Here is a 19,890-nt window from a genome sequence, read left to right on the forward strand (position 1 = left end):
GGGCATGTTGATCACGACCGAGGCACGCGGCAATGCGGCTTCGCATATCAAGGACATGGGCGAGACCGTGCAACGGCTGACCTCTGCCCGCGACCAGCACGAATCCCTGGCGGATGCTGCGCAGCAGGCTGGGGCGCAGGAGAAGCAGGGACAACAGAGCGATGTGGCACAAATCCTGAAAGCGCAAAACGATGCGATCAAGGGAAGTGGCACGAGCGAAGAGGGAAGTTTCCCCGAACTGTCACAACCTCACCTCGTGCTGGCGAGTCCTGCAGGCATTGAGACTACCACCAGCGGCAGCACCCATATCGCCAGTGATCAGAACACCGCCATCACGACCGCCAAGAGCTTGTCCATCGCCAGCGGTGACAGCCTGTTTGCGAGCATTCGTCAGACCTTCAGATTGTTTGTTCATAAAGCCGGAATGAAAATGATTGCTGCGGCTGGCGACATCGACATGCAGGCCCTGACCACCAACATCAACCTGCTGGCCAAGCTCAACATCACCCACACCGCCAATCGCATTACGATCACGGCCAAGGAAGAAGTGGTGATCAATGGCGGGGGTAGTTATGCCAAGTTCAATGCAACAGGAATCGAGCATGGAACGAATGGCGCGTATGTGGCCCATGCTGCGATGCACAGCTTACCGGGGGAAAAGAATCTGCCGGTACCGCCAATGAATTTGCCTGTCGTCGATGGTTTTGACGAGCAATTCAGGCTGGTGGACGAGCATGATAGCGCACTCCCGAATACCGCATATACCATCCGCAGCGCCTGCGGGAAAATATGGGAAGGCGTAAGTGACGCCGACGGTTTTACCCAAAGAGTATTCACCGAAAAGCCGACAGCCCTATCTCTTGAGTTATCCCAGAAAAAAGCGGCCACTCACGATATTTTTTTCCTGGTAAATGACATCAAAACGGGCAATCCGCTTGTCAATACCAAATACAAAATTGCACTTGCGTCAGGCGCAGAGTTTTTTGGCACCACCGATGCCAAAGGTCATACTGAATTAGTCCATTCCAATCAACCAGAAGTAGCCACTATAGAGGTTCCGTACTATGGCGACAGCGCAAGCAGCACTAACTCCGACTGCGGATCAGACGCCTGCAGTTGTTAGTGTTCCAGCAAAGGAATTAAGCGGTGCACAGTGGGTCGCAAGATTTCCGACTAGTGCGAGCGTTGACGACCTAACGGCGGATTTTGGAGCCAAGGTAAATAACTTTATCGCAGCTATCAAAACTGCTGGAGGCAGTGTCCGGATATCTGCAACTTACAGGCCCAAAGAGAGAGCGTATCTGATGCACTATTCGGCGGCAATTTCCAACGGGACCATTGCGCCAGCAAGTGTGCCGGCAATGGATGGCGTAAATATAGAGTGGGTGCACGATACTCCGGCGGAGTCGATCAGCGCTGCAACCAGCATGAAGACAGGCTACGGAATCGTCTATCCTCCCGCGCTCGTCAGTCGGCATTCGGACAAAACCGCTATCGATATGACGATAACAGGCATGTCTGGGAAATCCATTGTAGACGCAACTGGAACCACTGTATCAATTACGAACCTAAGCGATTTGAATCCGGTGGGCGCGACCTACGGGGTTATCAAACTCGTATCCGATCCCCCACACTGGTCAGCCGATGGACATTAAAAAATTCTTGCCGATTATTTTTACCATCCTCTCATGCACATCGTTTGCAAGCGATCTTGGAGAGGGTTTCGTTCAGAGAAGCACAGGGGACGAAACGTATCTGTACACAACTCAAACGGTCAAAAAAAATGAAAAAATTCTGGTGCAATACCCAAAAGAAAATGGCGATATTGGATGTTGCAAGATAACGTCATTCGATGGGAAGCTATTGCCGCAGAGTGAAGTTACCGATGAGTTGAATGGAAGCGATGTACACGTTTACAAACTGAAGCTGCACTATGCGAAGCCCTTTGTCGGGATCGCGGTAATTGGAGCGAGCGCTTCTGTTTCCGAAACCACCACCGGATTGGAAATTAAAAATCGAAACACGTCTGTTAAAACGTGTTTGAGCCAAGAGGGCGTGCATCTATTTTCGACAAAGGCAGGCGATTTGAAAACGCATCTATATCTACCGCTTGGTTATGATGTGGAACCTACATGCGACTCACCGAATAAATGAGTAAAAAGTATCGACGATGCTGGAAACACATATTGAATCGTGCGAACAATGCTGTGAAGATTTTCAAATTTAGTTAGTCCAATTACAGGAATTTCACATGCCCAAACATAAAAAGGGTCACAAGGCCGCAGGCACAACCAACAAGACTGACAAATCGTTAGTCAAAGTTGTTGTCAAACCTGACGACGCCGGTGAGTGGGTTAAGCCGAATACGCTTGATAAATTTTATATCGACGATGAGGCAAATTTCCCCACTATTGAGTTTGAAATAAAAACGGATGCTCCCGGCCCCTATAAGTGGAGTTGGGCCATGTCTTGGGACGCACATGTTAGCGGACTAAGGGAGCATGCGCGTGGAAAGAAGCTTGCTACCTTTTCGGACAAAGGGGATTTTACGCAAAATGAAAAAAAATGGAACGCGAAAACTATTAATAAAGTGATTGGTGGTCGATTGACAGTTACTGTTGAGGTTGGAGCGGAGAAATTTAGACGGACTGTATTGATTTCGGCGCAGCAACCAAGTCCAGAAAAAATCAAAGCTTATCTTATCGCCAAAAATGAAACAGCTTTAGAAAAATTATTGGCTCAAGAATCAAAATTCAAACATTTAATTGTGCTTGATGGGGAGCCTGTCGTTGCTGGCGATAGTGGGTATGGAGCCGCTCAATTAACAAAGCCTAAACCCAAATATTCTCAGATCTGGAGCTGGAAAGAGAATGTAGATGCCGCGATTGTATTGATTGCGCAAAAAAAGGCTGCAGCTAAGAAAATGCTTGATGGGCATGGATCATATACTCAAGATATGCTGGATACCGAAACCATTTCGCGATGGAACGGGGGAAATTATTATGTGTGGAATGTGACTCCAGCTCCTGGAAAATGGGAGCGGGACAACAATATTCTCTGTGATACAAAAACAGGAAATATGGGATGGGATATGTCCGTCGAAGCGAACAAGGGTAAAACTGAGGATGAACTACATGAGCGCGATAAAGACGTGTACAAAAAAATGAAAAAAGGCCAGACCGCAGAACATCCATGGAAATATACAGGAGTTTGCTATGCAGATCATGTCCTCGGTAATTAAGTCGTTATGCTTGTTCCTTGCAATGGGGCTTTGCGTTGACATGGCTCATGCCGCACCCATTGCAAATGAAAAAATGCTCAATGATTATAGAAGTTCTTTTGCAGGTTCGGCGTATCACGTTAAGTATATTTTTGTCGATCCACAAGGCGTAAGTAAAGACCAAACATGTTGTAGTTCCGATGTTGCGAAAAAAATTTACATGCTGGATATTTCTGCCAAAGAAAATTCTGATTTTGTTTACTCACCTGAACTGAACAACTTAATCAGAGAGCATTTTGAGATAACGATAGATAACGAATCTGTTGTTACCACATCGGAAGCCGATTATCTTGTTCTGACTATGTCGAGACCACACGAATACAGCCCCAAGTCAATGCGTTGTGCAGCTGGAATGGGTGAAGACAGGGCGTACTTGATTTCGATTGCTGATAATCAGATAAAAGTAATTAATCGGAAATTTCTTGATTGTGGGGATTCTTACCGTATTGTCCATGGCGATGGACGAGTTGGTTATGAAGTTAAGGACTATAGCAAAGGTATGGACCAGCCTCAGTCCGTGCTGTATCTCCTAAAAAATGGAAAATTGGTACGAACAGAAAACGGACCTTACAAGGAAGAACGTTAATGGATGCGGCTACGGCGTTTGTTCACGACAGTACTCAAGACGATTTGGTAAGGGCTGTTTTGTATTCGTTTGCAATGAATGATTATGAGGGTAACGACACAATTACGTTAAAAGGCATCGTTTCTTCCGAGATTTTTGACGGCATAGAAACGGAGATGGTTAACGAGGCCGTCAGCACAGTTCAACAAGCCGGCTTAATTGAATGGGACGATACAAAAATTGGTGCGATTCGCTTGACTTCGGTTGGTCGAACCAAATTTCTCCTTGTCCGGAATGATTTCTTTGATGATGATGAAGTTGAATCACTACGAGATTGTTTGGTTGACTTGAATATACGTGATCTTCTGGCTTCGCCGGAGTATCGTTCAATGAAGAAATTTTTTATAGGCCTTGCTGCCTTGCCTGGACAGCCATGCCCGCTAACCGGCCAGTGGCGAGCTCAGAGATTGGCTAACAAGACAGCTTTTATTCGCACTGGGGAGCTACTTCCCGTACCGGAAACCGATGATGCTGGAAATCAGGTGATATGGCATCTGCTTAGGGCTGAGAATACCGTCGTCGGAGCATGAATTGAGTCTTTGATGGTGACTATTGAACAGTAATCGACAGATACCGGTGCCGCGTCATATATGTATTGAGTAGCTAAGCAAAGGACTCTATCGTTAATCCTTGGATTCATGAAAAAATTCTTATTCCTATTTATGGCTTGCGCCGTGATCGTTGGCCATGCCTGTGCCGACAATAATTTATCAACCATAAAAGCATCAACCGCGGTAGTGGCCGCTGTTAAAGATTCATCACGCTGCACTAGCGATCCTTGCGCAAATACGCCAACCGGCGAGGATCAATATGTGATCGACGCAAGAGAAGCCGCCGCGTATAACAAAAAAGTGCTTGAAGCGGGTACGGACCAGCAACGATGGGATCAATTCCGACTGTATTCGGATTCGAAAGATCCAAACCGCTTGACGGTGCCGATGATCTTGGCAATCGGCCTGGAAATGAAACTGGATCCCAAAAAGGGCGACATCAGCATAGAAAAAAGCGGGCAGAAACAAGTATTCAAAATTGATGACGCTGTGGGAAGTGGCGCGAATACTTGTCCCAAATATAGTGTGCGCATCCTCGACGCCTCATCTACGTACGCCATGATTGAAAAGAGTTGCTCGATTAGTGAGTACGCGCCTGGAAAGTACCATATGGGTGTGGACTATTATTTGTACGATATGCAGACCGCCACGTTGCGTTCGGTTTGGGAGGGAAGTTCGACCGAGAAAGCCTCTCCCTTTCCGCGCCCGAAGCCAGCTCCCCAGGTAAAGAAAATTTCTAACGGGTATCAATTGGATTGGAGCGCAACAGATCCGAGCAACAAACAGGATGGAAAAATCAGCATACACACAAAATACGTGCGCGAAAAAGATCGTCAGACCGGCAAGACCGAACTGGTATGTACTGATTTAACCGCAGCTAAGGGCGAAGAACATGGGGGGCGTGTGAAGGCGGAATTCTCCCTTTGATACTTAACCAGATGGCGCAAACGCAGTAGATTCAGGATAATTTCTTTAGGAAATCTCTTTTAGGCACCAAAAATCATTGGTGTTTTTTCAAAAAAATGAGATATGGGATCTAAGAATTCAGAAATGTCCAAGCAAATTATTTTATCGATTTTGGCGGCGATTGCTTTTCTTGTTTCTGCGTTTGGTAATGATGTTTTTGGTTCAGAAATAGCTACTGCAAAAATTGATGAAAAATTCATTTCAGGACAGCGTATCAAGCTAAACGGAAAATTGATTTCAGCGCTTGCTGCAACTGACAAGAACGGTCAGCATGTTTTGATTTTGACTAAAAAATCTGGACCATCGAAGACCGAAAAAGATCTTGCCAGAAATGAGCGAATTGATTTACGGGCGACTTTCTATATAAAAGAAAATACCGGCTGGATTGAAGAATGGTCCATTACGGATTTCGTTGATTGTCCAGGACTGGATCTCAGCGCATCTTTTTTTGAGAAGAATGTGACGGTTACTGACCTGAACGATGACGGAATCGCAGAAATTACCGTACCGTACAAAATGTTTTGCGGTGGGGGTATCGATTCAAGCATCGTCAAAGTCATTATGCGGAACGGTAAGGAAAAATTCGCGATCAGAGGCGAGTCTCAAATCGTCGTTCAAGGTCAAGAACCTTATGGCGGCGACAAGACCTATGATAAAGCGCTGCTGCTTCCCGACAATTTGATTTTTAAGAAGCATCTCGACATGGTATGGAACAAGGTCTATATAGAACGCCATTGAGGTCGGTGCGAAGATCAATCAAAAAAAAATACAGCATCAAATGGTTGCAGTTGGCGATGGACATGGGGATCTATGCGCAGAATATTTTTTGTTTTAATTTCTTTGTTCTCTGCGACGAGCTTCGCTGCTGAGCAATCTGGCGTTTCAAGTTGTCAGTCCGATCTGAAGAATCTGATCGTCCCGAATATAAAAACGGCGATGCCCAAAAAAGACATCTCCGCGGAGCTTGCCGAAAACGACAGCGGTGTCTACAAGGTCAGGCTGTTCGTCGCCGCCGATAATCCGAACAAGCAGGTATCTATTGGATGGGTTGTTCTGGATACAAACAAGAACAGCGCCTACGATATCACCCGGGACGACGAGCATCCGGATAAGCTGAATCTTGACGCCGGCAGGTACAAAAGCTTTTCCGATAAATGCCTGAAACCTGCAAACAAGGCCGCCAACCCGGCGATTGCCGGCACCAGGCTGCCGTTTGCATTTGACCGCTACTTCCAGTGCGCCACGGGTGCGGCGAAGGCGAACGAATGCGCCGATCGTTTTCATGCTTACCCGGTCAGTGCATTGGGAAGCGAGTTAAGCAGCCAGATTGATTCCAGCATGGATACCGTGCTGTTCCTGCCGCCGGTCGCGGATCTGAAGGTCGTGCTTGCCGGCCGCGCAGAGACGGATGTCAATATCTATATTCTCTATGCCTTCAAGAATGACAAGCTGGTCGCAAAGCAGACGGTCGGGAAAATGGATGGCGACACCATCCTGACTTTCGATATCAGCAAGGATTATCTGATCACGACGTATGAGAGAAATGGCAGCATCAAGAGCAAGATAAAGAATGTCGGCCATTTCAAGATGGACAATGACGGTAAGTTCATCGGCTGCACAACTGCCAATCCGACCTGCAAGTAAGGTAATTTCCTGGCGGTGATCAGCGCGGCGCAAATAAAAAATGCGGATGAACGGCACAAACCGTTCATCCGCATTTTTTAAGGGCTCAAACGCAAGAGCCCGTCATCTAAGATTTAAAACTATCAAGCCTTGAATGTGCCTTCCGACACCAGCGCTTGCAACGGCGAACGCGGGCTAGGCTCTTCCTTGGAACGCAGGCCTTCCGGCAGCATGGCTTTGTCGCCGATCTTGCCGATGGCTACCGCTGCTTCGATGGCGAATTCGGCGGGGACACCCAGCTCAATGCGCGTCTTTTCCTTGTCGAAACCGGCCATGCCGTGGGCATGCCAGCCGGACAGGCTGGCTTGCAGCGCCAGGTAGGCCCAGGCTGCGCCGGCATCGAAAGAATGGGTTGGCATGGCGATTTCATCGCTGCTGCCCGGCGGCGTGAAAGTGGTTTTCGACAACACGATCACCAGTGCCGAGGCGTTGGCGGCCCAGCTGCGGTTGAATTCGTTGAGCAGGCCCACCAGGCGATCCCAGTGCGGTGTGCCGCGGCGGGCGAAGACGAAGCGCCATGGTTGCGAATTGTAGGATGATGGCGCCCAGCGCGCGGCTTCCAGGATGGTCAGCAATTCTTGCTCGGACATCTCGTCGTTGGTGTAGGCGCGTGGCGACCAGCGGCTGAGGAATTGCGGGTGGGCCGGGTGATCGGCGACGCGTGGCGTGGACTGGGTCATAGTGTTTCCTGTTGTAAATTGAATAATAGATACAAGGATAAAATTCATGGTGGCCGGAGCTGGCCCGGCCAGGACGTCGCATCTTAGCAGCAGTTTTTGATGCTTGCAGGAGCATGCTCGAATTTGCGACATGCCTTAGGCAAGCCCGGCAAGCAGGGTGAAGATTGCTGCGCCAAGCCGGTATAATCGGAAATAACCAAGGCTGGCCGTGAATTGCAAAAACGACATTGATTCCGCCAGGCTTTCGCATAATCCCGTGCGGCGCCCCGTGTTTTTGCGCCGCATTCTTGTTCTACTGACTGTCAATCCTATGCTCGCACCACAAAAACAACAGATCATCGACCTTTTCAACGCTGCCTTGCAGCCCGTCATCGCCGGCACCGAGCTGACCCCGACCGTGACGCTGGAGCGTCCGCGCGATCCTTCGCATGGCGATGTCGCCTGCAATATCGCCATGCAGCTGGCCAAGCCCCTGAAAAAGAATCCGCGTGAGCTGGCCCAGGCGCTGGTCGCTGCAGTCATGGCCGGCGCCGCTGGCAAGGGCTTGATCGAAGCCGCCGAAATCGCCGGTCCCGGTTTTATCAACCTGCGCCTGACCGCAGCGGCGAAGCAGCAGGTGGTGCAGACTGTCTTGCAGCAGGGTGCGGAATTCGGCAAGAGCCAACTCGGCGCCGGCAAGAAAGTACTGGTCGAGTTCGTCTCGGCCAATCCGACTGGCCCGCTGCACGTCGGCCATGGCCGCCAGGGCGCGCTGGGCGACGCTCTGTCGGCCTTGTTCGAAGTGCAGGGTTTCGACGTCACCCGTGAGTTCTACTATAACGATGCCGGCGTCCAGATCGCCACCCTGGCGACCTCGGTCCAGGCGCGCGCCAACGGTTTGAAGCCGGGCGATGCCGGCTGGCCGGAAAGCGCCTACAACGGCGACTACATCGCCGACATCGCCCAGGATTTCCTGGCGCGCAAGACAGTGGCTGCCAGCGACGGCGAACCGGCGAGCGCCAGCGGCGACGTCAACGATATCGAATCGATCCGCAAGTTTGCGGTGGCCTACCTGCGCCGCGAGCAAGACCTGGACTTGCAAGCTTTCGGCGTCAAGTTCGACAACTACTACCTGGAAACCTCGCTGTACAAGGATGGCAAGGTCGAGGCCGCTGTCGCGGCGCTGATCGCCGCCGGCGTCACCTACGAGCTGGACGGCGCCCTCTGGCTGCGCACCACCGACTACGGCGACGACAAGGACCGCGTCATGCGCAAGACCGACGGCACATACACCTACTTCGTGCCGGACGTCGCCTATCACATCGTCAAATGGCAGCGCGGCTTCGGCAAGGTCATCAATATTCAGGGCAGCGACCATCATGGCACCATCGCACGGGTGCGCGCCGGCCTGCAGGCAGTCAACATGGGCATTCCGCAGGGCTATCCGGATTACATCCTGCACAAGATGGTGACCGTGATGAAAAACGGCGAGGAAGTGAAGATTTCCAAGCGCGCCGGTTCCTACGTCACCGTGCGCGACCTGATCGAATGGTCGTCCGGCGAAGAGGGCGCGGAAGCTGCGGCAGATGCGCCACGGGACCTGACCCGCGGCCGCGACGCCGTGCGTTTTTTCCTGATCTCGCGCAAGGCCGATACCGAGTTCGTGTTCGACGTCGACCTGGCGCTGGCCAAGTCCGACGAAAACCCGGTGTATTACGTGCAATATGCCCACGCCCGTATCTGCTCGGTGCTGGCGCAATGGACCGGCGACGAAGCCAGCCTGAGCAGCATCGACCTCAGCCCGCTGACCGCGCCGCGCGAAGCCAGCCTGCTGGCCAAGCTGGCCGAATATCCAGACATGCTGCAGCATGCGCTGGAAGAACTGGGGCCGCACCAGGTGGCGTTCTATCTGCGCGATTTGGCGGGCGAGCTGCATAGCTACTACAATGCGGAGCGGGTTCTGGTCGACGACGAGGCGCTCAAGCTGGCGCGCCTGGCCCTGATGCATGCCACTCGCCAGGTGCTGCGCAACGGCCTGGCGCTGATCGGCGTATCGGCTCCCGCACGCATGTGATTTGAATCTACAATAGGCGACTCGGTCTGATACTGTGCCGGTCGGCGTTGGCGCCGGCGGCACAGACGGGCAGGGACGTTCTGTAACCAGTATGTCATTGGGGAAGTATGAGCAAATTTATCAACAAGCAAGCTGGCGGTACTTTACTGGGCCTGATTTTCGGCCTGATCATCGGTCTGGCGATTGCCGTTGTGGTGGCGATCATGATCACCAAGACGCCGACGCCATTCACCAACAAGACAGCCAAGGCGGACAAACCGCCGGAAGCCATCACGGCGCCGGCTGCCCCAGCGGCGCCTGCCGCCGGCGGCGACCAGCTGCCGGATCCGAACAAGGCGCTGTACGGCAACCAGAATGCCGCCAAGGAAGCCGCCAAGGCCTTCACGCCGCAGGCTACCCCGGCAGTGCCGCCTGCCGACGGTACGCCGTCGGCGGTCAGCCAGGCCGCCGAGAAGAAGCTCGATGCCCTGGTCGCCAAGTCCCAAGACAACAAGCCGGCGCCGGTGGTCGACAAGTCGACTGCCGACAAGACCAAGAAGGTTGCCGGCGACATCGCCGAAGCCAAGACCAAGGCTGCTGCCGCTGACGACAACTGGATCTATTTCCTGCAGGTCGGCGCGTTCCGTGAACAGAATGAGGCTGAAAGCGCCAAGGCCCGGCTGGCGCTGATGGGCTTCGAGGCCAAGATCAGCGAGCGCCAGGCTGATACCGGTTCCTTGTACCGGGTGCGCGTCGGACCATTTAATCAGCTGGAAACAATGAACCGGATTCGTGGAAAGTTGTCAGATAACGGCGTTAACGCGGCTGTGGTGCGGGCTGCGAAATAATAGGCCTCTCCGATGTAAACGGTTTTCTTTGCAATTTAGGCGTTTGTTTAATCAGTTGGGGACAGAGTAATTCGCCACGCTTCGGTGGCTCTTAAACTCTGTCCCGCAATTACTAAAACTATAAGGATATTTCATGCGTTTTTTCCAAAAAGCCCTGGCAGTCGCTGGTCTTAGCCTGAGTCTCGGCCTGGTTGCGGTCAGCGCCGGCGCATCGCCGGCCAATCCGGTGGCCGGCACCGACTACAAAGTTCTCGACAATCCGCAGCCGACCGACAGCGGTCTTGGCAAGAAAGTCGAAGTGACGGAATTCTTCGGTTACTTCTGCCCGCATTGCAATGCGCTCGAGCCGACGCTGGAAGACTGGGTCGCCAAGCAGGGCGACAAGATTTCCTTCAAGCGCGTGCCGGTCGACTTCGGCGATCCGAGTGCCGCCAAATCGCCTTATATCGCGCAGAAAAAGCTGTACTACACGCTGGAAGCGATGGGCAAGCTGCCTGAGATGCACAAGAAAGTCTTCAATGCTATCCACGTGCAGCGCCAGAACCTGAACAACGACGACGCCGTCGCCGATTTTGCCGCCAAGAACGGTCTCGACAAAGCCAAGTTCACGAGCATTTACAATTCCTTCGCGGTGCAGACCAAGGTGACCCGCGCGACCCAGCTGCAGAACGCCTACAAGGTCGACGGCGTGCCGATGCTGGTGGTTGATGGCCGCTACGTCACTTCGCCATCGATCGTTGGTGCAGTGCCTGGCGCTGGCGACACCGAAGCAGCCTTGTTCAAGACTACTTTACAAGTGATGGACAGCCTGGTGGCCAAGGTCGCTGCTACCAAGAAGTAAGCAACGGCCGGCCCTGGTGTGGCCGGTCGGCAGCAGTTGTTGAAAAGTCCGCCTCTCGCAAGAGGGCGGGCTTTTTTATCGAGATTTTCCTAGCGTCCTGAGTCAGAGGTTCATCGCTTTTCTTCAACGAATTTCTGACTTAGGGCACTGACTCCTAGATTGGTCGTTTTCATGAAACGTGTATTCATTACCGGCGCATCCAGCGGCATCGGCGCCGCCTTGGCGCAATACTATGCGCAGCAGGGCGCTGCGCTGGGGCTGGTGGCGCGGCGCCAGCCGGTGCTGGAAAAGCTGCTGGCCAGCCTGCCGCACCCGGAGCGGCATCGTCTGTACGCGCTGGATGTCAACGATCACGCAGCCTTGAGCGCGGCGGCGGCGGACTTTATCGCTGCCGGCAATGGGGTCGACGTAGTGATCGCCAGCGCCGGCATTTCGCAGGGGACGCTGACCGAGCATGCGGAAGACCAGGAAGTGTTCGGGCAAGTGTTCGCCACCAATGTGCTGGCCACGGTGGCGACGTTTACGCCCTTCATCGCCAGCATGAAGCGCCAGGCGCGGGAAGGCCAGCGCGATTTGCGCCTGGTCGGGGTCGGCAGCGTCGCGGGCATCCGCGGCTTGCCGGGCGCCGGCGCCTATAGCGGCTCGAAGGCGGCGGTGATCAGTTATTGCGAGTCGCTGCGGGTGGAGTTGCGCGCCAGCGGCATCAAGGTGGTCACCATCGTTCCCGGCTATATCGATACGCCGATGACCCAGGTCAACGATTACCCGATGCCGTTCCTGATGCCGGCCGAGCGCTTTGCCGCCAGGACCGGCGCGGCGGTGGCGCGGGGCAGCAGCTATCAGGTGATCCCGTGGCAGATGGGGGTGGTGGCCAAGCTGTTGCGGCTGTTGCCCAACTGGCTATACGACCTGGTGTTTTCCAAGGCGCCGCACAAGGCGCGCAAGGGCAGCGACTAATTCGCGAACTGATTTACGGACTGATCCATGGACTTTCATAGTTTCTTCTTATTCGTGCTGACCGAGCTGGCGTTGTCGGCCTCGCCCGGGCCGGCGGTGATGCTGGTGGTGGCCTATGGGATTACCACCGGCTGGAAAAAATCGATCTTTGCGACGCTGGGAATACTCACCGCCAACGCCATCTATTTCACCATTTCGGCGACCGGCCTGGGCGCCTTGATTGTCGCTTCGCACGCCTTGTTCACCGTGGTGAAATGGCTGGGCGTGGCTTACCTGGCCTTTCTCGGCTTGTCGGCCATCTTCGGCCGGCCGTCGCCGATCACGGCTTCCAGGCTGGACGGCAGGAATTCGTCCGGCTGGAAAATCTGGCTCAGCGGCCTGACTCTGCAGCTGGCCAATCCCAAGGCGCTGATTTTCTTCATCGCCATCCTCCCGCAATTCCTGAACCCGGCCGCGAATGTGCCGCTGCAAATGATCTGGCTGGCAGCCGGTTCGATGATTCCGGAATTCTTTATCCTGCTCGGCTACGCCGTGCTGGCGGGACGGATGCAGAACATCGCCACCCGTCCGAGCTTTGCCCGGATCACCGACCGCGTCGCCGGCAGCCTGATGCTGGCGGTGGCGATGATCGTAGCCGCTATACAGCAGTAGGGTGGGCACAGCGTGCCCACGCGTGACCGCGATAACCGGAGTACAGACCGCACAGAAACCGGCATGTAGATAGGGGAGTTTCCGCGTGGGCACGCTGCACCCACGCTACGCCTCCAGGCGTTGCTCCTGTCAGGCCGCGCTGAAGCGGTAAACCTGGTCCGCATCCAGCCGCCGTTTCAGCACACCGTCGAACCATAGCTTGTGCAGATGCGCCAGGGCTTCGCCCAGCGCGAAGGTCATCTGATGGGCGTCGAGCGGACGGCGGAACATGATAGGGACGATGTCGCTGGCAGATTGCGGCATAGTCATGCAAGCACTCACTACCTCTGCCAGCCTTTCCTTATGGTGCTGTTGCAGCTGGTCGATGCGAATCTGCAGGCCGCGAAACGGCTTGCCGTGAGACGGCAGCACCAGCGTTTCGACAGGCAGGCTGCGGTATTTTTCCAGCGAATCCATGTATTGCTGAACCGGATTGGATTCCGGTTCGATGGCAAATACCGACACATTGGTGGAAATGCGCGGCAGCACCATGTCGCCGGAAATCAGCAACTTCAGATCGTCGCAGTACAATGCCACATGCTCCGGCGCATGGCCGAAACCGGTGATCACCCGCCATTGGTGCTGGCCGATGTGCACGCTTTGACCATCGGCGAGGCGATGATAGGCCTGCGGCACTGACGGCACCATGGATGGGTAATATGACTTGCGCTGGGACACCTTGGCGATAACTTCGGGATCGCGCATGCCGTGCTGCTGGAAATGCGGCAACGCGGCGCTGCCGTCGGCGCCGGGCAGGGCAGCAGACATGATGCGCGCCGAAAAATATTCGCCGCCGCTCATCCATAAAGGCGCTTGCCAGCGCGTGCACAGCCAGTCGGCCAGGCCGACGTGGTCAGGATGGCAATGGGTCACCAGTACCCGCAGCACCGGCAGGCCGCGCAATTCCTTGATGAAAATCTCTTCCCAGGCAGCGCGTGTGGCGTCGTTGGCAATCCCGCAATCGATGATGGTCCAGCCATGGCGGATGCCGTCTTCGGTCTCGACGCTGTCTTCTAGCAGCCACAGATTGATGTGGTCCAGCGCGAACGGCAAGCCCATGCGCAGCCAGCGCACGCCGGGTGCGACTTCCAGGCTGGCGCCGCTGGCAGGCAGCGTGTCGCCGAAGGCATAGCTGAGCTGGGCTTCGAGTGCGTTCATGGGGTTTTCTTTCTTTTCTGGCAACGCCAGTAGTTTTTCGGTGTTTTCATTTTCCGTCAGCGCGCCTACAATGTGCTTTACGTTAACGTTAACTGCCATTGTACCTAAACCAGTAATTTTTGTTCCCTGATGACTATCTGACCATGCCCACTTACACCATCACCGAACTGGCCCGCGAATTCGACATTACCCCGCGGGCGATCCGTTTCTACGAGGATCAGGGTTTGCTGAGCCCGAAGCGGGATGGCGCCGGCGGCCGCAACCGGGTGTATGCGCCGCGCGAGCGCACCCGCCTGAAGCTGACCTTGCGCGGCAAGCGCCTGGGCCTGACGCTGTCGGAAATCAAGAGCCTGGTCGACATGTACGATTCGCCCAAGGATTCGGCGCCGCAGCTGGAGCTGTTCCTGCAGGTGCTGGCCCGTCACCGCGAACACCTGGAACAGCAGCGCGAAGACATCGAAGTCACGCTGGAAGAAATCACCGCCCACGAAGATGAATGCCGGCGCCTGTTGAACAGCGGCCAACTGAGCGATCATCCGGCGCTGGCGGCGGCCGGTCACAAAGACTAAACCGTCATCTCGCCATACTCACCCATTTCCGATTACACAACTCGCAAGAATAACGAAGGAGACAACATGATCCATTTACCAGGCTTGACGTTCGATCACGGCGAAGACATTGACGCTTTACGCAGCGCCATCCAGGAATTCGCCGCGGCGGAAATCGCGCCGCGCGCCGCCGAAATCGACCGCAACGACCAGTTTCCGATGGACCTGTGGAAGAAAATGGGCGATCTCGGCTTGCTCGGCATCACCGCGGAAGAAGAATACGGCGGCAGCGGCATGGGCTACCTGGCTCACATCATCGCGATGGAAGAAATTTCGCGCGCTTCAGCCTCGGTCGGCCTGTCCTACGGTGCCCACTCGAACCTGTGCGTGAACCAGATCAAGCGCAACGGCAGCCCTGAGCAAAAAGCCAAATACCTGCCGAAACTGATTTCCGGCGACCATGTCGGCGCCCTCGCCATGTCCGAGCCGAACGCCGGTTCCGACGTCGTCAGCATGAAGCTGCGCGCCGAACTCAAGGGCGACCGCTATATCCTGAACGGCAGCAAGATGTGGATCACCAACGGTCCTGACGCTGACGTCCTGGTGGTGTACGCCAAGACCGACCTGGAAGCCGGCGCCCGCGGCATGACCGCTTTCCTGATCGAAAAGAGTTTCAAGGGCTTCAGCGTGGCGCAAAAACTGGACAAGCTCGGCATGCGCGGTTCGCACACTGGCGAACTGGTATTCCAGGATTGCGAAGTGCCGGCCGAAAACATGCTGGGCGGCCTCGGCAAGGGCGTCAACGTCCTGATGTCCGGCCTGGATTACGAGCGCACCGTTTTGTCCGGCGGCCCGCTAGGCATCATGCAAGCCTGCATGGATGTGGTGGTCCCTTACGTGCATGACCGTAAACAGTTCGGCCAGTCCATCGGCGAATTCCAGCTGATGCAGGGTAAGCTGGCCGATATGTATTCGACCATGATGGCTTGCAAGGCCTATGTATACGCAGTGGGCCAGGCCTGCGACCGCGCCAAGAACCCGGCCGCGGCCCGCGCCTTGCGCAAGGATGCTGCTGGCGCGATCCTGTATTCGGCGGAAAAAGCCACCTGGATGGCGGGCGAAGCGATCCAGGCGCTGGGCGGCAACGGTTATATCAATGAATATCCGGTGGGACGCCTGTGGCGCGACGCCAAGCTGTACGAAATCGGCGCCGGCACCAGCGAAATCCGGCGCATGCTGATTGGCCGGGAATTGTTTGCGGAAACTATGTAAGCGGCATGGGATCGAGTTTCAGTGCACTTTAATGACACCGTCATCCCCGCGAACGCGGGGATCCAGGTTACGGATTTAAAATGGATTCCCGCGTTCGCGGGAATGACCGGGACGCGCAGTCGGGGTCGCCTAGACGCGGCCGGCGAGGCGGGGCCGAGGAGGCCGGGACGCGTAGTCGGGGTCGCCTAGACGGTGCAGGGATATTCGATTTGCTCGTAAGTAAATACGTTATGCAACTCCCCCTGTTTGATGGCACAATTGAAAAAAAGGCAACAGCGTCAAGAACATGACTTCACTGCATATTCACACCGCATTACTGCGGCATCCGCAACTGTCTGTCGCACTCGGCAAGCAAGTGCTGCTGAAGATGGAAAACACCCAGCCGGCCGGTTCCTTCAAGCTGCGCGGCATCGGCCTGCTTTGCCAGCGCGCGGTAGCCGCCGGCGCCAGCCACCTGGTGTGCCCGTCCGGCGGCAACGCCGGCTTTGCCGCTGCCTTCGCCGGCGCCGCACTCGGCACCAAGACCACCATCGTCGTCCCTGAAAGCACCGCCGCCACCGTCTGCCAGCGCATACGCGACATCGGCGCCGAGGTCATCGTGCACGGCGCGGTCTGGGACGAAGCCAACCAGCTGGCGCTGCAACTGTGCGAGCAGCCCGGCAGCGTCTATATTCCGCCTTTCGATCATCCCGATATCTGGGACGGCAACGCCACCATGATCGACGAAGCGGTGCAGCAGGCGCGCGAGCAGGGCGTCGACTTCGACGTCGTCATCTGTTCGGTTGGCGGCGGCGGCCTGATGAGCGGCGTGCTGAGCGGCCTGCATCGCAACGGCCTGGCGCACATCCCGCTGATTGCGGTGGAAACCGACGGCGCCGCCTCGCTTAACGCCGCGGTGCGCGCGGGTGAACTGGTGAGCCTGCCGGCGATTACCTCGATTGCCTCCACCCTGGCTGCCAAGCGCGTGGCGGAAGAATGCTTCTCCTGGACCCGGCGCCATGAAGTCCACAGCGTAGTGGTCAGCGACGCCCAGGCAGTTTCGGCGGCGCTGCTGTTTGCCGACCAGATGCGTACCCTGGTGGAACCGGCCTGCGGCGCGGCGCTGGCGGTGGGCTATGAGAACCTGCCGGCGCTGGCGCCTTACCAGCGGCCGCTGATCGTGGTGTGCGGCGGCATCGGCGTCAGCTTGGCCATGCTGGCAAGCTGGAAGGAACGGTTCTCGCTGTGATCACGCCTGGAAACTTTCCGAAATTACTGTCGTCGCAGATCGCTTTCGATACTGCGCGCATGATTTTGGACGGTTTCGACAAGCATTACCGCTTGTTCCGCGAGGCCAGCGTGCTGGCCAAGCGGCATTTCGAAGAGGCCGACTGGAAAACCGCCCAGCTGGCCGCGCGCGAGCGCATCGGCTTCTACGATGCGCGGGTGCGCGAATGCGTGCAGGCGCTGGAAGACGAATACGACCAAGGCGACCTGAGCGATGAAGTCTGGCGCGAAGTCAAGCTGCACTACATCGGCATGCTGACTTATCACAAGCAGCCGGAACTGGCGGAAACCTTCTTCAATTCAGTCTGCTGCAACATCCTGCACCGCACGTATTTCCACAACGATTTCATCTTCGTGCGGCCGGCGGTGTCGACCGAATACATCGACACCGACGAAGCGCTGCCGACCTACCGCGTGTATTACCCGGCCAAGGACGGCCTGCACTACACGCTCAAGCGTCTGATCACCAATTTGCAGCTGCAGCGGCCGTTCGCCGACCTCGAGCGCGATGTGACATTGGCCGAAGAGCGCATCCGCAAGGCTTTCGGCGACACGCCGCTGGAGCCGAATCACCAGATCCAGGTCTTGTCGAACGCGTTCTACCGCAACAAGGGCGCTTACGTGGTCGGCAAGATGATCAACGGTCCGCGCGAATATCCTTTCGTCGTGCCCATCCTGCACGACCGCGACGGCAAGCTGGTGCTGGATGCGGTGCTGTTCGACAACAAGATCCTGACTATCCTGTTCTCTTTCACGCGCGCCTATTTCATGGTCGACATGGAAGTGCCGTCGGCCTATGTGCAGTTCCTGCGCAGCTTGCTGCCGAACAAGCCGCGCAGCGAGATCTACACCATCCTGGGTTTGCAAAAGCTGGGAAAAGCGCTGTTTTACCGCGATTTCCTGCGTCATCTGCGGCATTCCTCGGACAACTTCGAAATCGCTCCCGGCATCCGCGGGCTGGTCATGGTGGTGTTCGCCTTGCCTTCGTTTCCCTACGTGTTCAAGGTCATCAAGGATTTCTTCCCGGCGCCGAAGGAAACCACCAATGCCCTGGTCAAGGAAAAATACCTGCTGGTCAAGTACCACGACCGTGTCGGCCGCATGGCCGATACCCTGGAATACTCCAGCGTAGCCTTCCCGCGCGCCCGTTTCGCTGACGAACTGCTGGCCGAGCTGAAGCAGGTGGCGCCCTCGGTGGTGGAAGAAGACGGCGACGAGATCATCATCAAGCACCTGTACATCGAACGGCGCATGGTGCCGCTGAATATCTACCTCAGCAACGCCGAGCAAAACGACGACCAGGCAGCGCTCGAACATGGCATTACCGAATACGGCAACGCCATCAAGGAACTGGTTGCCGCGAATATCTTTCCGGGTGACATGTTGTACAAAAATTTTGGCGTGACGCGTCACAACCGTGTCGTGTTTTACGACTATGATGAGATTGAATACATTACCGACTGCAATTTCCGGGTGATTCCGCAGCCGCGCAATGAAGAGGATGAAATGTCGGCCGAACCCTGGTATTCCATCGCCAAAAACGATGTTTTTCCAGAGCAGTTCGGGGTATTTCTTCTCGGAAATCCGAACGTGAAGAAGTATTTTATCAAGCATCATGCCGATTTGCTAACCCAGCAATATTGGCAACAACGCAAGCAGCACATACAGGAAGGGCATTTCGACGATGTCTTTCCCTATCCGCAGGAATGCCGTTTCAGCTATTCGGCTTCGGCCGGGAGCCAGACGGCACAGGCAGCAACGGAGACACCATAGTTTATTCGTATTATTTTTAACCAACCAGGCAGCAAGGCCGTAAGCGGACAACGCGGATTGAAGTGGTAGCCGCAGCGGCTGACAAGTTGTCGTAATCTGGAGAAGCAACATGAATGACCCAATCGTTATCGTCGGTGCAGCACGTACTCCAATGGGTGCGTTTCAGGGTGACTTTGCGGCGTTGACCGCCACTGATCTGGGCGCCGTGGCAATCAAGGCCGCAGTGGAGCGCGCTGGCCTGAAGCCGGAACAAGTGGACGCCGTGTTGTTCGGCAATGTGCTGCAAGCGGGCCAGGGCCAGGCGCCGGCGCGCCAGGCAACCATCAAGGCCGGCCTGCCGGTCGGCACCAACGCCGCCACCATCTCCAAGGTATGCGGTTCGGCCATGCAAGCCACCATGTTCGGTTTCGACTCTCTGCTGGCAGGGACTAACGAAGTGGTAGTTGCCGGCGGCATGGAATCCATGACCAATGCCCCTTACCTGATTCCGAAAGCGCGCGGCGGCTATCGTATCGGCCATGGCATGATTTTCGACCACATGATGCTGGACGGCCTGGAAGATGCTTATTCCAAGGGCGAAAACGGCGGCGGCCGTTCGATGGGGACTTTCGGCGAAGAATGCGCCGCCAAATACCATTTCAGCCGCGCGGACCAGGACGCCTTTGCCATCGCGTCGGTACAGCGCGCCCAGGCAGCTACCGCCGACGGTTCCTTCAAATG

Annotated in this window: 19 protein-coding genes and 1 pseudogene; 18 read left to right on the forward strand and 2 right to left on the reverse strand. The window is 55.5% G+C overall.

Features of this window, described 5'->3' with window-relative positions:
• The 8 genes from VNZ65_RS02505 to VNZ65_RS02540 all read left to right on the forward strand — a co-directional run.
• Positions 1-1,123: DUF2345 domain-containing protein (locus VNZ65_RS02505; protein ID WP_325665747.1), on the forward strand; the 1,123-nt coding region annotated here is incomplete at its 5' end.
• A gap of 521 nt (positions 1,124-1,644) precedes the next feature.
• The gene (locus VNZ65_RS02510; RefSeq protein WP_325665749.1) at positions 1,645-2,154 is read left to right on the forward strand and encodes a hypothetical protein; all 510 of its coding nucleotides are present in this window, start codon (positions 1,645-1,647) and stop codon (positions 2,152-2,154) included.
• 97 nt (positions 2,155-2,251) lie between these two features.
• Positions 2,252-3,241 (forward strand): hypothetical protein, encoded by a 990-nt coding sequence (locus VNZ65_RS02515; RefSeq protein WP_325665751.1) that lies wholly within the window; start codon positions 2,252-2,254, stop codon positions 3,239-3,241.
• Positions 3,216-3,866, forward strand: coding sequence for a hypothetical protein (locus VNZ65_RS02520; RefSeq protein WP_325665753.1), 651 nt, complete (start codon positions 3,216-3,218; stop codon positions 3,864-3,866). The genes VNZ65_RS02515 and VNZ65_RS02520 overlap by 26 nt, the downstream gene beginning before the upstream one ends.
• Positions 3,866-4,435 carry a hypothetical protein gene (locus VNZ65_RS02525; protein ID WP_325665755.1) on the forward strand — a complete coding sequence of 190 codons (570 nt, stop codon included), beginning with the start codon at positions 3,866-3,868 and terminating at the stop codon, positions 4,433-4,435. Before VNZ65_RS02520 ends, VNZ65_RS02525 begins: the two co-directional genes overlap by 1 nt.
• 108 nt (positions 4,436-4,543) lie before the next feature.
• Positions 4,544-5,383 carry a hypothetical protein gene (locus VNZ65_RS02530; RefSeq protein WP_325665757.1) on the forward strand — a complete coding sequence of 280 codons (840 nt, stop codon included), beginning with the start codon at positions 4,544-4,546 and terminating at the stop codon, positions 5,381-5,383.
• Positions 5,384-5,506: 123 nt separating this feature from the next.
• Positions 5,507-6,160 carry a M949_RS01915 family surface polysaccharide biosynthesis protein gene (locus VNZ65_RS02535; protein WP_325665759.1) on the forward strand — a complete coding sequence of 218 codons (654 nt, stop codon included), beginning with the start codon at positions 5,507-5,509 and terminating at the stop codon, positions 6,158-6,160.
• Positions 6,161-6,232: 72 nt separating this feature from the next.
• The gene (locus VNZ65_RS02540) at positions 6,233-7,066 is read left to right on the forward strand and encodes a hypothetical protein (RefSeq protein WP_325665761.1); all 834 of its coding nucleotides are present in this window, start codon (positions 6,233-6,235) and stop codon (positions 7,064-7,066) included.
• Between the two features lie 122 nt (positions 7,067-7,188).
• Here the strand turns inward: VNZ65_RS02540 and VNZ65_RS02545 are convergent, their stop codons facing one another.
• Complete coding sequence (locus VNZ65_RS02545; protein ID WP_061945425.1) at positions 7,189-7,785, reverse strand: nitroreductase family protein; 597 nt, start codon at positions 7,783-7,785, stop codon at positions 7,189-7,191.
• Positions 7,786-8,095: 310 nt separating this feature from the next.
• Here VNZ65_RS02545 and argS point away from each other — a divergent pair, with 310 nt between their 5' ends.
• From argS to VNZ65_RS02570, 5 genes are all read left to right on the forward strand, one after another.
• Positions 8,096-9,838 (forward strand): arginine--tRNA ligase, encoded by a 1,743-nt coding sequence (gene argS / locus VNZ65_RS02550; protein WP_325665764.1) that lies wholly within the window; start codon positions 8,096-8,098, stop codon positions 9,836-9,838.
• A 107-nt stretch (positions 9,839-9,945) separates the two neighbouring features.
• Entirely contained in the window at positions 9,946-10,665 is a 720-nt protein-coding gene (locus VNZ65_RS02555) for an SPOR domain-containing protein (protein ID WP_325665766.1), read from the forward strand.
• Positions 10,666-10,798: 133 nt separating this feature from the next.
• Positions 10,799-11,506 (forward strand): thiol:disulfide interchange protein DsbA/DsbL, encoded by a 708-nt coding sequence (locus VNZ65_RS02560; RefSeq protein WP_325665768.1) that lies wholly within the window; start codon positions 10,799-10,801, stop codon positions 11,504-11,506.
• 171 nt (positions 11,507-11,677) lie between these two features.
• Positions 11,678-12,463: an SDR family oxidoreductase gene (locus tag VNZ65_RS02565; RefSeq protein ID WP_325665770.1), complete on the forward strand. Its 786-nt coding sequence runs from the start codon at positions 11,678-11,680 to the stop codon at positions 12,461-12,463.
• Between the two features lie 27 nt (positions 12,464-12,490).
• Positions 12,491-13,114, forward strand: a complete 624-nt coding sequence (locus VNZ65_RS02570; protein WP_325665772.1) for a LysE family translocator — start codon at positions 12,491-12,493, stop codon at positions 13,112-13,114.
• Positions 13,115-13,243: 129 nt separating this feature from the next.
• Here VNZ65_RS02570 and VNZ65_RS02575 read toward each other — a convergent pair whose 3' ends face one another.
• Positions 13,244-14,311 carry an MBL fold metallo-hydrolase gene (locus VNZ65_RS02575; protein ID WP_325665774.1) on the reverse strand — a complete coding sequence of 356 codons (1,068 nt, stop codon included), beginning with the start codon at positions 14,309-14,311 and terminating at the stop codon, positions 13,244-13,246.
• 143 nt (positions 14,312-14,454) lie between these two features.
• Between VNZ65_RS02575 and VNZ65_RS02580 the strand changes: the two genes are divergently transcribed.
• The 5 genes and pseudogenes from VNZ65_RS02580 to VNZ65_RS02600 all read left to right on the forward strand — a co-directional run.
• Positions 14,455-14,880 (forward strand): MerR family DNA-binding transcriptional regulator, encoded by a 426-nt coding sequence (locus tag VNZ65_RS02580; protein ID WP_325665776.1) that lies wholly within the window; start codon positions 14,455-14,457, stop codon positions 14,878-14,880.
• Positions 14,881-14,946: 66 nt separating this feature from the next.
• Positions 14,947-16,131 (forward strand): isovaleryl-CoA dehydrogenase, encoded by a 1,185-nt coding sequence (locus VNZ65_RS02585; protein WP_325665778.1) that lies wholly within the window; start codon positions 14,947-14,949, stop codon positions 16,129-16,131.
• Positions 16,132-16,417: 286 nt separating this feature from the next.
• Positions 16,418-17,359: a pyridoxal-phosphate dependent enzyme gene (locus VNZ65_RS02590; RefSeq protein WP_325665780.1), complete on the forward strand. Its 942-nt coding sequence runs from the start codon at positions 16,418-16,420 to the stop codon at positions 17,357-17,359.
• On the forward strand, positions 17,359-19,170 hold the full coding sequence (gene aceK, locus VNZ65_RS02595) for a bifunctional isocitrate dehydrogenase kinase/phosphatase (RefSeq protein ID WP_325665782.1): 1,812 nt from the start codon (positions 17,359-17,361) through the stop codon (positions 19,168-19,170). Before VNZ65_RS02590 ends, aceK begins: the two co-directional genes overlap by 1 nt.
• Before the next feature lie 109 nt (positions 19,171-19,279).
• Positions 19,280-19,890 (forward strand): annotated as a pseudogene (locus tag VNZ65_RS02600) (acetyl-CoA C-acetyltransferase); the annotation flags it as partial.

The sequence above is a fragment of the Collimonas sp. genome (genome assembly GCF_035566555.1).
In the GTDB taxonomy this organism is placed as follows: domain Bacteria; phylum Pseudomonadota; class Gammaproteobacteria; order Burkholderiales; family Burkholderiaceae_D; genus Collimonas.

What these genes read in the sequence shown, in the direction of transcription:
- VNZ65_RS02510 (WP_325665749.1), top strand. Translation starts at nt 1,645, where the DNA reads ATGGACATTAAAAAATTCTTGCCGATTATTTTTACCATCCTCTCATGC.
- VNZ65_RS02515 (WP_325665751.1), top strand. Translation starts at nt 2,252, where the DNA reads ATGCCCAAACATAAAAAGGGTCACAAGGCCGCAGGCACAACCAACAAG.
- VNZ65_RS02520 (WP_325665753.1), top strand. Translation starts at nt 3,216, where the DNA reads ATGCAGATCATGTCCTCGGTAATTAAGTCGTTATGCTTGTTCCTTGCA.
- VNZ65_RS02525 (WP_325665755.1), top strand. Translation starts at nt 3,866, where the DNA reads ATGGATGCGGCTACGGCGTTTGTTCACGACAGTACTCAAGACGATTTG.
- VNZ65_RS02530 (WP_325665757.1), top strand. Translation starts at nt 4,544, where the DNA reads ATGAAAAAATTCTTATTCCTATTTATGGCTTGCGCCGTGATCGTTGGC.
- VNZ65_RS02535 (WP_325665759.1), top strand. Translation starts at nt 5,507, where the DNA reads ATGTCCAAGCAAATTATTTTATCGATTTTGGCGGCGATTGCTTTTCTT.
- VNZ65_RS02540 (WP_325665761.1), top strand. Translation starts at nt 6,233, where the DNA reads ATGCGCAGAATATTTTTTGTTTTAATTTCTTTGTTCTCTGCGACGAGC.
- VNZ65_RS02545 (WP_061945425.1), bottom strand. Translation starts at nt 7,785, where the DNA reads ATGACCCAGTCCACGCCACGCGTCGCCGATCACCCGGCCCACCCGCAA.
- argS (WP_325665764.1), top strand. Translation starts at nt 8,096, where the DNA reads ATGCTCGCACCACAAAAACAACAGATCATCGACCTTTTCAACGCTGCC.
- VNZ65_RS02555 (WP_325665766.1), top strand. Translation starts at nt 9,946, where the DNA reads ATGAGCAAATTTATCAACAAGCAAGCTGGCGGTACTTTACTGGGCCTG.
- VNZ65_RS02560 (WP_325665768.1), top strand. Translation starts at nt 10,799, where the DNA reads ATGCGTTTTTTCCAAAAAGCCCTGGCAGTCGCTGGTCTTAGCCTGAGT.
- VNZ65_RS02565 (WP_325665770.1), top strand. Translation starts at nt 11,678, where the DNA reads ATGAAACGTGTATTCATTACCGGCGCATCCAGCGGCATCGGCGCCGCC.
- VNZ65_RS02570 (WP_325665772.1), top strand. Translation starts at nt 12,491, where the DNA reads ATGGACTTTCATAGTTTCTTCTTATTCGTGCTGACCGAGCTGGCGTTG.
- VNZ65_RS02575 (WP_325665774.1), bottom strand. Translation starts at nt 14,311, where the DNA reads ATGAACGCACTCGAAGCCCAGCTCAGCTATGCCTTCGGCGACACGCTG.
- VNZ65_RS02580 (WP_325665776.1), top strand. Translation starts at nt 14,455, where the DNA reads ATGCCCACTTACACCATCACCGAACTGGCCCGCGAATTCGACATTACC.
- VNZ65_RS02585 (WP_325665778.1), top strand. Translation starts at nt 14,947, where the DNA reads ATGATCCATTTACCAGGCTTGACGTTCGATCACGGCGAAGACATTGAC.
- VNZ65_RS02590 (WP_325665780.1), top strand. Translation starts at nt 16,418, where the DNA reads ATGACTTCACTGCATATTCACACCGCATTACTGCGGCATCCGCAACTG.